This window comes from Acidovorax sp. 1608163, from assembly GCF_003669015.1.
GTDB lineage: Bacteria > Pseudomonadota > Gammaproteobacteria > Burkholderiales > Burkholderiaceae_C > Acidovorax.
This window is the reverse complement of record NZ_CP033069.1, coordinates 609,725-621,800: the sequence shown is the minus strand read 5'-3', so window position 1 is coordinate 621,800 and position 12,076 is coordinate 609,725. Positions and strand designations below refer to the sequence as shown.

The 12,076-nt window shown below is 62.9% G+C and carries 14 protein-coding genes; 11 read left to right on the top strand and 3 right to left on the bottom strand.

The genetic code is table 11. The features are described 5' to 3' along the window. Positions 1-7 precede the first annotated feature (7 nt). From motB to EAG14_RS02750, 8 genes are all read left to right on the top strand, one after another. Positions 8-943, top strand: a complete 936-nt coding sequence (motB, locus tag EAG14_RS02785) for a flagellar motor protein MotB (RefSeq protein ID WP_099742120.1) — start codon at positions 8-10, stop codon at positions 941-943. Positions 944-1,015: 72 nt separating this feature from the next. Continuing rightward, positions 1,016-1,402, top strand: a complete 387-nt coding sequence (cheY, locus tag EAG14_RS02780) for a chemotaxis response regulator CheY (RefSeq protein ID WP_099656768.1) — start codon at positions 1,016-1,018, stop codon at positions 1,400-1,402. Between the two features lie 4 nt (positions 1,403-1,406). After that, complete coding sequence (locus EAG14_RS02775; RefSeq protein ID WP_121727997.1) at positions 1,407-2,030, top strand: protein phosphatase CheZ; 624 nt, start codon at positions 1,407-1,409, stop codon at positions 2,028-2,030. 110 nt (positions 2,031-2,140) lie between these two features. After that, positions 2,141-3,295, top strand: coding sequence for a flagellar biosynthesis protein FlhB (locus EAG14_RS02770; protein ID WP_121727996.1), 1,155 nt, complete (start codon positions 2,141-2,143; stop codon positions 3,293-3,295). After that, positions 3,292-5,376, top strand: coding sequence for a flagellar biosynthesis protein FlhA (flhA, locus tag EAG14_RS02765; RefSeq protein WP_099656771.1), 2,085 nt, complete (start codon positions 3,292-3,294; stop codon positions 5,374-5,376). The genes EAG14_RS02770 and flhA overlap by 4 nt, the downstream gene beginning before the upstream one ends. Continuing rightward, positions 5,373-6,944, top strand: coding sequence for a flagellar biosynthesis protein FlhF (gene flhF, locus EAG14_RS02760; protein ID WP_121727995.1), 1,572 nt, complete (start codon positions 5,373-5,375; stop codon positions 6,942-6,944). Before flhA ends, flhF begins: the two co-directional genes overlap by 4 nt. Further along, positions 6,937-7,749: a hypothetical protein gene (locus EAG14_RS02755; protein WP_099656773.1), complete on the top strand. Its 813-nt coding sequence runs from the start codon at positions 6,937-6,939 to the stop codon at positions 7,747-7,749. The genes flhF and EAG14_RS02755 overlap by 8 nt, the downstream gene beginning before the upstream one ends. A gap of 4 nt (positions 7,750-7,753) precedes the next feature. Beyond that, the gene (locus EAG14_RS02750; protein ID WP_099742125.1) at positions 7,754-8,467 is read left to right on the top strand and encodes an RNA polymerase sigma factor FliA; all 714 of its coding nucleotides are present in this window, start codon (positions 7,754-7,756) and stop codon (positions 8,465-8,467) included. A gap of 134 nt (positions 8,468-8,601) precedes the next feature. Here EAG14_RS02750 and EAG14_RS02745 read toward each other — a convergent pair whose 3' ends face one another. The 3 genes from EAG14_RS02745 to flgA all read right to left on the bottom strand — a co-directional run bounded on the left by EAG14_RS02745 (position 8,602) and on the right by flgA (position 10,170). After that, on the bottom strand, positions 8,602-8,985 hold the full coding sequence (locus tag EAG14_RS02745; RefSeq protein WP_121727994.1) for a hypothetical protein: 384 nt from the start codon (positions 8,983-8,985) through the stop codon (positions 8,602-8,604). A gap of 37 nt (positions 8,986-9,022) precedes the next feature. After that, complete coding sequence (flgM, locus tag EAG14_RS02740; protein ID WP_099656776.1) at positions 9,023-9,343, bottom strand: flagellar biosynthesis anti-sigma factor FlgM; 321 nt, start codon at positions 9,341-9,343, stop codon at positions 9,023-9,025. Between the two features lie 92 nt (positions 9,344-9,435). Then, complete coding sequence (flgA, locus tag EAG14_RS02735; protein ID WP_099742128.1) at positions 9,436-10,170, bottom strand: flagellar basal body P-ring formation chaperone FlgA; 735 nt, start codon at positions 10,168-10,170, stop codon at positions 9,436-9,438. A 315-nt stretch (positions 10,171-10,485) separates the two neighbouring features. On the opposite strand from flgA, the gene flgB reads away from it, so the two are divergent. The 3 genes from flgB to EAG14_RS02720 are packed head-to-tail and all read left to right on the top strand — an operon-like array spanning position 10,486 to position 12,073. Continuing rightward, positions 10,486-10,950 (top strand): flagellar basal body rod protein FlgB, encoded by a 465-nt coding sequence (gene flgB, locus EAG14_RS02730; RefSeq protein WP_121453352.1) that lies wholly within the window; start codon positions 10,486-10,488, stop codon positions 10,948-10,950. A 25-nt stretch (positions 10,951-10,975) separates the two neighbouring features. Further along, positions 10,976-11,380, top strand: a complete 405-nt coding sequence (gene flgC / locus EAG14_RS02725; RefSeq protein ID WP_099656779.1) for a flagellar basal body rod protein FlgC — start codon at positions 10,976-10,978, stop codon at positions 11,378-11,380. An 18-nt stretch (positions 11,381-11,398) separates the two neighbouring features. Beyond that, entirely contained in the window at positions 11,399-12,073 is a 675-nt protein-coding gene (locus tag EAG14_RS02720) for a flagellar hook assembly protein FlgD (RefSeq protein WP_121727993.1), read from the top strand. Positions 12,074-12,076: the final 3 nt, after the last annotated feature.

The following is a 12,076-nucleotide window of genomic DNA, read 5'->3' as shown; positions in this document are numbered from 1 at the left end:
CCTTGCTGTGGCAGAAAAGAAACTCCAGCCCATCATCATCAAGCGCGTCAAGAAGGGCGGCCATGCAGTCCATGGCGGCGCTTGGAAGATCGCCTACGCCGACTTCGTGACGGCCATGATGGCGTTCTTTTTGCTGATGTGGCTTCTGGGCTCCACCACCGATGGCGACCGCAAAGGCATTTCGGACTACTTCAGCGCCCCCCTGAAGGTGTCGCTGCAGGGCGGCCCAGGCTCGGGGTCCAGCTCCAGCATCCTCACTGGCGGTGGTGGCACCGACCTCACGCAGAGCGCCGGGCACGTCAAGCGGGCCGAAACGACATCCGAGAAGCCCAAGAAGCTCAACGAGGCCGATGTGAAGGCCGAGCAAGCCCGCCTGGACGCCCAGCGCATCAAGGCATTGCAGGCCAAGATTGATGCGCTGATCACAGAAAACCCGCGCCTGAACGAATACAAATCGCAGATCCGGATCGACGTGACCCCGGACGGGTTGCAAATCCAGATCGTGGACGACCAGAATCGCCCCATGTTTGACAGCGGCAGCGCGCTCGTCAAGCCTTACATGCGCGACATTCTTCGAGAAATTGGCGCCGCCCTCAATGGCGTGGAAAACCGCGTGAGCCTGGCCGGGCACACCGATGCAGTGCCCTACGGCAACAGCGAGCGTGGCTACAGCAACTGGGAGCTGTCATCTGACCGCGCCAACGCCTCACGCCGCGAACTGGTGGCCGCTGGCATGCCCGATGCCAAACTGGGCCGCGTGGTCGGGCTGGCCGCCAGCGATTTGCTGGAACCCAACACCCCACGCTCTGCAGCCAATCGTCGCATTACCATCACGGTATTAACCCGTGAGGCAGAAGAAAGACTCATGGGGAAAGGGATTCCCACCGTAACATCGACAGAACTGACGATTGAAAAGCGGGAAAATCCTGACGAAGGCAGGTAGACGTTACGCCTTGTCACAAAACCTGCCACACTTGACAATACCTCTAGCCATTTTCGACCGAAAGGGTCCCAAGTGACCACAGCCCTTCGCTTCCTCATCGTTGACGACTTCTCCACCATGCGCCGCATCGTCCGTAACCTGCTCAAGGAAAGCGGGTTTGCGGACGCTGACGAGGCTGAAGACGGCGTCGCAGCACTCAACAAACTTCGCAACGGCAAGTTCGACTTTGTGGTGTCTGACATCAACATGCCGAACATGAACGGCTTTCAATTGTTGGCCGAAATCAAAAAAGACGACAAACTCAAGCACCTGCCCGTGCTGATGGTGACGGCCGAAGCACGCAAGGAAGACATCGTGGCGGCCGCCCAAGGGGGCGCTGCGGGTTACATAGTCAAGCCGTTCACCAAAGCCACCCTGGAAGAAAAAGTTCTGCTGATTCTCAAAAAGATGGGAATGTGACGCCATGGACACGCCAGAAATCCCCCATGCAGAGCCCGCTGCAGATGTCCATCAGAAAATTGGACAGCTGACACGGCAACTCCACGATTCGCTGAATGAGTTGGGCTTCGCAGAAAAATTGCGGGGCTCCATGGGTGAACTGCCCGACGCGCAAAGCCGCCTCTCCTACATTGCACGCCTCACCGGCGAAGCGGCGGAGAAAGTGCTCAGCCGGGTGGAGCTGGCCAAAGCACAACACGACTTCATCGCCTCGGAAACCCGCCGTGTGGTGGACTCCCTGATCAAAGACCCCGTGGCAGCCGTCGCCAAAGGTGAGATCTTCAACTTCCTGACCGACGTGGAGCGCGTTACCAAGGAAGCCGATGCGCATCTGACCGAAATCATGATGGCCCAGGACTTCCACGACCTGACAGGCCAAGTCATTGCCAGGGTAGTGAATCTGGCCGGAACGATTGAAGACCAGCTGGTACAGCTGCTCATTCAAACAGCCCCCTCCAGCGCCCATGTGCAAGTGGCGCCTCCCGAGCCTGCGCGCCTGCAAGGCCCTGTGGTAGACCCAGAGAACACGCCCGACATCGTGACCGACCAATCCCAAGTGGACGATCTGCTCGCCAGTTTGGGATTCTGATCGAACCAGCGTTTTTGCATCGTTGAAAAAGGGGCCCCAGCGGCCCCTTTTCAGCCTTTAGGTTTTCGGGTCGCTCACGACAATGGCATGACACCAGCCGTCATGCCATCATGGACTCCAGCCAAGACAAAGAACTACCCGCCACGGAGCGCAAATTACAGAATGCGCGCAAGGATGGCCAGGGCGCGCGTTCGCGCGATTTGTCGCACTTGGCGATCCTGGGGGTTGGCGCTGCCAGCGTTCTGGCCTTGGCTCCCACCCTGATGGACCACCTGCAGCACGCCCTGGGTCGGCAGCTGATGTTCGATGCCAAAGTGGTCATGACCCCAGCCTCCATGCTGGAGCGCATGCAGGTCATGGTGGTGGTGGGCCTGGTGGCCAGCGTGGTCTTCGCCCTGCTGACCAGCGCAGCGGCCATCATCAGCGCAGTGGGCGCGGGCGGCTGGATTTTCAGCGCCAAGCCCATCACTCCCCAGTTCAGCCGCCTGAACCCGCTCACCGGTTTCACCAACCTGTTTTCCAAGCAGCAACTGGCCAATGTGGCCAAGATGGTGTTCATGACCTCTGTGCTGTCGTTCGTGGCATGGAAATACATGGGGAACAGCATCGAAAGCATTGCCATGCTGGTGGCCCAGCCCTCCACCAGTGCCATCCGCTTCATGGCCGACTGGCTCACCACCGGTGTGAGCATGCTGTTGCTGGTGGTGTTTCTGGCAGCGCTGGTGGACATCCCACTGCAAGCCTTCTTCTTCAAATCCGGGCTCAAGATGTCCCACGAAGAAGTGAAGCAAGAGCACAAGGAATCCGAAGGCGACCCTCACACCAAGGGACGCATCCGCCAAAAGCAGCGCGAGCTGGCAGACCGCGCCAGCGTGAGCGCCGTGCCCAAGGCCGACTTTGTGGTGATGAACCCCACCCACTACGCCGTGGCCCTGAAGTACGACGAAGCCACCATGGCCGCGCCCCAGGTGATTGCACGCGGCACCGACCTGGTGGCCATGCGCATCCGTGATCTGGCCAAGGGCCACGAAATCCCCGTATTGCAATCGCCCATGCTGGCGCGGGCACTGTATGCCCACGCCGAACTGGACCAGGCCATTCCTGCCACGCTGTACACCGCCGTGGCCCAGGTGCTGGCCTATGTGTACCGACTCAAGGCCGCGCTGCGTGGCGAAGGCCGCATGCCTGGCGAGCTGATTGAGCCCTATGTCCCCCCTGAGCTGGATCCGCTGAACAAGCTCTCTGCCAAAGGCGCTGCTGTATGAACACCTCTGTCAACTCCCTGAGGCTGTGGGCAGGCAAGAACACCTCCGTCTTGCAAGGCATGTCCGCACCACTGCTGGTGGTGGCGATCCTGGCGCTGATGGTGCTGCCCATCCCCGCCTGGCTGCTGGACGCCTTTTTCACCCTCAACATCGCCGTGGCCTTGATGGTGATGATGGTGGCGGCCTACATGATCCGGCCACTGGACTTTGCAGCCTTCCCGTCCGTGTTGCTGCTCACCACGCTGATGCGTCTGTCGCTGAACGTGGCTTCCACCCGCGTGGTGCTGCTCGAAGGCCACACGGGTCCCGGCGCCGCTGGCGCGGTGATTGAGGCCTTCGGGCACTTCCTGATCGGCGGCAACTTTGCCGTCGGTCTGATCGTGTTTGCGATTCTGGTGGTCATCAACTTCATCGTGGTGACCAAGGGCGCCGAGCGTATTGCCGAGGTGTCTGCCCGCTTCACCCTGGACGCCATGCCAGGCAAGCAGATGGCCGTGGATGCCGACCTGAACGCAGGCCTGATCGACGAAAAGGAAGCCAAGCGCCGCCGCGCTGAAGTGGGCGAAGAAGCCAACTTCTTCGGCTCCATGGACGGCGCCTCCAAGTTCGTGCGCGGGGACGCGGTGGCCGGTATCCTGATTTTGCTGATCAACATCGTGGGCGGCTTCACGATCGGCATTCTTCAGCACGGCTTGACGGCCAAGCAGGCTGCCGACAGCTACATCCTGCTGGCCATCGGTGATGCACTGGTGGCGCAGATTCCTGGCCTGTTGATCTCGGTGGCGGCTGCCATGGTGGTCTCGCGCGTGGGCAAAGAGCAGGACATGGGTCGCCAGATCGTGCAGCAGCTGTTCATGTCGCCCCGTGTGCTGGGCGTGACGGCAGGCATTCTGATCATGCTGGGCCTCATCCCCGGCATGCCGCACATCGTATTTTTGGTGATTGGCGGCTCGCTGGGCTACTGGGCTTGGGTGCTGTACCAGCGCCAGCAAATCCCGCCAGAGCCCGAAGCCCCGCCCGCCCCCATCGCAGCCGATGGGGAGGCCACCTGGGACGACCTGCAGCCCATTGACCTGCTGGGCCTGGAACTGGGTTACCGACTGATTTCGCTGGTGGACAAGAGCCGCCAGGGCGACCTGCTCACCCGCATCAAGGGCGTGCGCCGCAAGTTTGCGCAAGAGGTGGGCTTCCTGCCCCCTGCCGTGCACGTGCGAGACAACCTCGAACTCAAGCCCAGCGGCTATCGCATCACCCTGCGCGGCGTGGTGGTGGGCGAGGGCGAAGCCTTCCCCGGCATGTTCCTGGCCATCAACCCCGGCGGCATCACCACACCCCTCATCGGCACCCCCACCACCGACCCCGCTTTCGGTTTGCCTGCGCACTGGATTGACGACCGGCAAAAGGAAGCGGCACAAATGGCGGGTTTTACCGTCGTTGATTCAGAAACCGTGATGGCGACGCATTTGTCACACTTGATGCAAGTCCAGGCAGCCAAGCTCCTCAGTCGCACCGAAACCCAGCAACTGGTGGAACACGTGGCAAAACTGGCCCCCAAGCTCATCGAAGAAGTGGTTCCGAAAATGGTCTCGATCGCAACGTTTCAGAAAGTTCTCCAGCTGCTGCTGGAAGAGTCTGTGCACATCCGCGACATCCGCACCATCATCGAAACCCTGGCAGAGCATGCAGGCTCCGTCGCAGACCCTGTGGAGCTGGCCCGGCGCGTGCGCATTGCACTGTCGCCTGCCATCGTCCAGCAGATCTACGGTCCCACCCGCGAACTCAACGTCATCGCCATCGAGCCTGGGCTGGAACGCCTTCTGGTGCAGGCCTTGGGCAACGCCTCCGGCCCCGCGCTGGACCCTGGCGTCGCCGACATCCTGACCCAAAAAGCGGCTGAAGTGGCACTCAAGCAGGAAGAGATGGGCTTGCCCGCCTGCCTGCTGGTGCCTGACCAGATCCGCAACGCCATCTCCCGCCTGGTGCGCCGCGTCGCCCCCCGCCTGCAGGTGCTTGCGCACAGTGAAATTCCTGAGACCCACACCATCCGGATTGGGCCCATTCTCAAAGGTGCATCAGCATGAACATCAAACGCTTTACCGCCCCCACCTCCCGCGAGGCATTGGCCAAGGCGCGCATGGCCTTTGGCGAGGGCACCCTCATCCTGTCCAACCGCCCCACCGCCAACGGCGTGGAGGTGGTGGCCACGGCAGAAGACACCTTGTCGGCACTCGACAACGCAGCCCAGAACGCAGGCGGCCCGACGGGCTCCATGGGCTCGCAAGGCAAGTCGCTGCAAGGTGGCCGTGATTTTCAGGATTCGCGCAGCGCCCTGCACGAGCCCCTGCTGGCCCCCAAGAGCGCCGCCCGTGCACCGGCACGCCCCATGCAGATTGCGGCCACTGCCAACCGTCACAACCCGGTGGAAGAAGACACCGAGCAACTGGCCATGAGCACGCTGTCCTTCCAGGACTACGTGCGTGAACGCATGCTGCGCCGCCGCCATGAAGTGATGAATGGCCCGGCCGAGCCGCCAACGTTTGCCGAGCGCAGCCGCAACCAAGACCGCGACTTCCCCCGCGAGCGCCCCGCTGCCCCAGCCGTGGTGCGCCACAACCCTCTGCGCTCCATCCCGATGGACCTGCCAGAACCGCCTCCTCGCCGCAAGGCCGAAGCCGCAGCGCCCGCTGCCTCCATGGCCCAGCAGCAAAGCCTGATGAACGAGCTGCACGCCATGAAGGAGATGATTGAAGACCGCTTCAACACCATGGCCTGGCTGGGTCAGGCCAAGCAAAACCCCATCCAGTCGAACCTGATGCTGAAGATGATCCGTGCAGGCTACTCGCCCGCACTGGCCCGCGCCGTGCTGGAGCGCATGCCCGAGGACCTGTCGGCAGGCGACGCTGTGCGCTGGCTCATGGATGTGCTCGAACGCAACCTCAAGACCGACGAGAACGAAGCGCCGCTGTACGAGCAAGGCGGCATCTTTGCCCTGGTCGGCTCTACCGGCGTGGGCAAAACCACCACCACCGCCAAGCTGGCCGCGCTGTGCGCCCGCGTGCATGGCCCTGGCAGTGTGGGCCTGATCACGCTGGACACCTACCGCGTGGGGGCCCACGAACAACTGCGCACCTACGGCCGCATGCTGGGCATCGTGGCGCACCTGGCCCACGACCGTGCCGCACTGCAAGACCTGCTGGGCCTGCTCAGTGGCAAGAAAATGGTGCTGATCGACACCACTGGCGTCGCTCCGCGCGATCCCCGCAAGCGCAGCATGCTGGACGTGCTGGACCTGCCCCGCGTGAACCGGCTGCTGGTGCTCAATGCAGGCTGCCACGGAGACACGCTGGACGATGTGCTCACCTCTTTCAAGACCGCTGGCTCGCAGCAGGCCATCCTGTCCAAGGTGGACGAAGCCGTGAAGCTGGGGCCCTCGATTGACGCGCTGATCCGCCACCAAATGGTGCTGCGCGGCGTCACCAACGGCCAGCGGGTGCCCGAAGACTGGGAACCCGCCGAAGCGCACAAACTCATCAGCACCTCCATGCGCGCGCCCGTGAAGTCGGCGTTTGACCCCAAGGCGTCAGACCTGAACTACTACTTCTCGAACGCACCCGAGGCCCTGACAGAGAAAGGACTTGTGGATGCTTGATACCGGCTTTCACCAGGCGGCAGGCCTGAGCAGCTTCACGCCGCAAGCCCAGTTGCGCGTGCTGGCGGTGGCCAGCCAGGAGCGCGCCTCCAGCGGGCTGGAGATGCTTTGGCAGATTTGCGCCAACCTGCAGCGCCTGGGCTACCCCGTGATGGTGCTGGACGGTACCGCACTGGAAACCGACGACACCCCAGGCCTGAGCCATGTGCTGCAGCAAGCCCCCTGGAACGACGGCCTGGGCACCAGCGCCAGCGCCTCGGTCACCTCGGTGGCCGTGATCCCAGCGGCGCGGGGCCTGCACCAGTTGCAGCGACAGGCCTACACCGAAGGCGCCCCCCCGCTGCAAGGGCTGCTGCCGTACTTCCGCGCCTACGGGCTGCTGGTGCTGCACGCCCCGGCAGGGCTGTTGGGCCCCTTGCTTACGCACACCAGCACCATCCCGCTGGCGGTGATGGAGGGCGGCTCCGCCGGTGTTTTGTCCTGCTATAAAAGCCTCAAGCAGATTGCCACGCACTCCGGCCTGCCCTGCACTGTGGCCTCGGTGCTGCAAGGCGATGGCGCCAGCGAACGTCGCCGCACGCTGGGCGCGTTACGCACCTTGCAAGACTGCGCCGAACGCCACCTGGGCGGGCGCGTGCGCACGACCACCGTCTCGGCCAATAACCCTCATGACGTTCAACGCTTGGCCTTGCAACTGCTGGAAAACGCGGGCACCATCAGTGGACCGCTGACTGCGCTACCATCCAGCCACGTGACGGGTTTGTCGGGCACGCCTGAGCCAACGTCCACCGTCTGGAGCCACTGATCTGATGTACACCGCCAAAGGCCAGCTCGATCGTGATGCGATGATCCGCCAGCATGTTCCGCTGGTGAGGAGGATTGCGCACCACATGATTGCCAAGCTGCCTCCCAACGTGGAACTGGACGACCTGATCCAGGTCGGCATGATGGGCTTGGCGGATGCCCTGTCGCGCTACGAAATGGCCCAGGGCGTTCAGTTTGAGACCTTTGCCACCCAGCGCATCCGTGGCGCCATGCTTGACGAATTGCGCGAGGGCGACTGGATGTCGCGCAGCTCCCGCAAGAGCCAAAAAGACATTGAGCACGCCGTGCACCGGCTGGAACAAAAGCTGGGGCGCAGCCCGCTGGAGTCTGAAATTGCCGATGAGATGGAGTTGAGCCTGGCCGACTACCAAAGCCTGCTGGGCAAGGTGCGCGGCACGCAGCTGGTGTACCTGGAAGACATGACCCACGGCGAGGACGATGACGGTTTTCTGGACCGCCACGTGGCCGACGCTGCGGCCGACCCGGTGGAGTTGCTGCGCGACCAGCGGTTGCGCACATCGCTGGTCAACGCCATCAAAAGCCTGCCCGAACGCGAGCAGCACATCATGGGCATGTACTACGAGCACGACATGAATCTCAAAGAGATTGCCGCCGTGCTGGGCGTGACCGAATCGCGCGTGTGCCAGCTGCACAGCCAGTCCATCGCCCGCCTGCGCGCCAAGATGCGCAGCCACTGACCCAGCCACACTTAAACAAAATAGCTGCTACCGCTTGTAAATAAAGCGCCAGCAGCTATTCTTTTTATAGCAATTCCAAACCCAAGAGATTCAACCCTGCGCCAGATTGCGCACGGGAAGTGGAGGCCGTCCGCTCAACCCACCGAGCGATAGATGCGCGCTACGCCGCCCGCCTTCGCGCCTGCGGCTTGCGGGTTGGCATAGGTGGCGGTCTGGGCTCCATCGGCCTGCGGCACCACCACGGCCACTTGGCGGTCGGTCAACACCGCCACACGGGCCAGGTTGTCTCGCTGGATGGCCAAGTGTTGGCCAACGGCTGCAAGGCGCTGCTGGAATTGGGGGGGAAGTTCAGAAACTTGCTGGTGCTGCGCTTGCTCCAGCACCCAGGTAAAGCGTGCTGCTGCATCGCGCAGCGCGGTACTGGCAATCTCCAGCGAGGGAGCGTCCAGTGCCAGCAAGGCGGCAGACACCTTTTCGATGTGTTGCTCTACCGTGGTGAGGGCTTCTTCTAACGACATGGTGGTGGTGCGCTAGACAAAGCCTGGGATCAGGCGTTTATCCGCGGGCGCGAGAAAAGATTTCTTGCGCATTGGACAGCAATTTGTCCGCAATCGCATCCGCATCCACCGAAAAAGTGCCGTTATTGATGGCAGCACGCACTTCGCTCACGCGCTTGGCGTCAAAATCGCTGGTGGTGCGACCAGGCTGCTCCAGGGCGCGGGCCGAGCTGGACACAGTGACAGGCACACCGGCGGCTTGCGCAGCAGCAGCGCCTTTTGCCACCCCTTCCGCAGCAGGGGCTGGACTTTTGGCTTGCTTGGCAAGCCCCGTCTGCGCCAATGCGCCCGGGAGTTCCGGTTTTTGACCTATCTTCATCGCTCTCTCCACCACCCCGTGTGATGTGGGGCTCAGTAGCAATGTTTTCGACCCGTTTTGGGCGGACTTTAGCTATTTGTGCGGGCAAATCCTCAAAGAGTGATGGTCACTGTTCCATCTTCAGCCACAATGCCGCTCACTACGCGACCATTGTCCATTCTGACGCGCACAGTCTGCCCGACGGTGCCTGCGGACAACGCTTGCCCTGCAGAGACCACAGCATAACCCGGCCCCTGGGCAGAAACACGCACCTGTGCACCTGCGCGGAAAATGCTGGGCGCCTTGACCATGGATTGGCGCAAGGCCTGCCCGGCCATCAACTGGCGCGAGGCAGTCTGGCCCACCCAGGCCTCAGGGTTGGCCACCACCGGGGCGGGGTCGGCCGCCCAGTCCACCTCGGCTTGCGTGGCGTCGTTGGCAGTCAGCACGGCGCCGGGCGCCACGTTGCCGGTCAGCACCCAGGCGGGGCCCCAAGCCTTGATGGTGACGGGCAAGAACACATTCCAGGGCGAACGCCCCTCGACGCACCGCAGCCCCAGCCGGGTGCGCCCCCACAGGCGCGAGCCTGCAGGCAAATACGGCTCCACCCGGGCACAGGGGGCCAGGTTCAAGCGGCTGTCCAGCGCGCCCACGCTCACCTCCATGCGCAGCGTGGCGCCTGCCGCCTGGTTGCGGGCCAAGGCGTCGTCCAGCCAGTGCTGGGTCAGGTTGCCCAGCTCGGCGGCGGGGTCAGCCACCGCCTGGGCCTGGGCGGCGCCCACGGCCAATACCCCCCAAAGTGCCATGAGGGCTAGGCCAACGCTGCGCAGGGATGAAAGGGAAGGCATGGTGCGCTCTCCGGTAAAAGCGCCGACAAACCGCGGCGCGGTGGGACGGACAGCGCCACGCCGTCCGCCTGAAGGGCCCGCGCACGGTTGCCAGGGAGCACCGCCAGCGCAGCAGGGCTCTGGGTACAGCACCCAGGCCTGCGGGCCATTCCAACGCATTCACTATAGGCCGCCAAGCCCCAAGGCAAAGCCCGAAACTGCCCAGCCATTTCCGCGTTCTTCGGGCTTTAGAAAAAAACCGCCATTTCCATAATCGAACCACGCCAAAACCCGCACCGGGCCGTGGCGGCAAGCGATACAGGATGTGAGGCAACCATGCTTGACAAGATGACCAACCAGCTGGGATTTCAAGGCAACGCGCTGATACTGCGCGCCGAGCGCCAGCGCATCATCGCCAGCAACATTGCCAACGCAGACACCCCCGGCTACGTGTCGCGGGATTTCGACTTTGCCAAAACCCTGCGCGAAGCCACTGAATCGGGTGCCAGCAGCGTCGTGAAGAACCTGGCCACTGGTGGCACAGGCCCCGCCGTGAGCACCGCCACGTCAGACCCCCGGCATTTTCAAGCCACCACCACAGGTTCGGGCTCGGCATCCACACTCTCAGGCCCCAGCAAGCTGGGCTATGCCGTGCAGACCCAGCCCGCGCTGGACAACAACTCGGTGGACCTGGACCGCGAGCGCTCGAACTTCGTGGACAACGCCGTGCGCTACGAGGCCACGCTGCGCTTCATCAACGGCAACGCCAAAACCATGCTCAGCGCCATCCAGGGCCAGTAAGCCAGCGCAGAAAGCGAGACGCCCCATGTCCATGTTCTCCATCTTCAATGTGTCCAGCAGCGCCATCAGCGCGCAGTCACAGCGCCTGAACGTCGTGGCCAGCAACCTGGCCAACGTCGATGCGGTGGCGGGCCCCGATGGCAAGGCGTACAAGGCGCGCCAGGTGGTGTTTCAAACCGCCCCCATGGGCTCCGACGCCGCTGCAGGCGTGAAAGTGACCTCCATCAAGGAAAGCGATGCGCCAGGCCGCAAGGTGCATGACCCCTCACACCCCTCGGCCGACGAGCAGGGCTATGTGACGCATTCCAACGTGAACGCGGTGGAGGAAATGGTGAACATGATTTCCGCCTCGCGCTCGTACCAGAACAACGTCGAGGTCATGAACACGGCCAAGTCGCTGCTCCTCAAAACCCTGCAAATGGGCCAGTAAGCCCCAGGAGACTTCAGCATGATCCTCAGTTCGACCAAAGCCACCACATCGACCTCGTCCACCAGTGGTACGTCCAGCTCGACCACCAGCGTGGCAGACCCCAACACCGACCCCAATGCAGCGCAGGACCGGTTCCTCAAGCTGCTGGTGGCGCAGCTCAACAACCAGGACCCGATGAACCCTCTGGACAACGCCCAGATGACATCGCAAATGGCGCAGATCAACACCGTGACAGGCATCCAGCAGCTGAACCAGACCATGGCCAGCATGTCAGCGCAGTTCAACTCGCTGCAGGTCATGCAGGGCACGGCCCTGGTGGGCCGCAGTGTGATGACCGAAGGCAACAGCGTGTCCATCACCGACAAGACCGGCAAGGGCGGGTTCGAGCTGGGCTCTGCAGCCACCGGGGTCAAGGTCGAGATCCTGACCGCTGGCGGCCAAGTGGTGGACACCGTCAACCTGGGCGCACAAAGCGCCGGTCGCCACACCTTTGACTGGGATGCCAGCAAGTACACGGGCTCTACCGAAGGCCTGCAGTTCCGCATCACCGCCGTCAACGGCTCCACCAAACTCGACTCCACCGCGCTCGCGCTGTCCAAGGTGACCGCTGCAGGCGCTGAGGACGGCCAACTGGTGCTGAGCCTGTCCAACGGCAAGACCATCAATTACAGCCAGATCAAGGCCCTGGTGTAACGC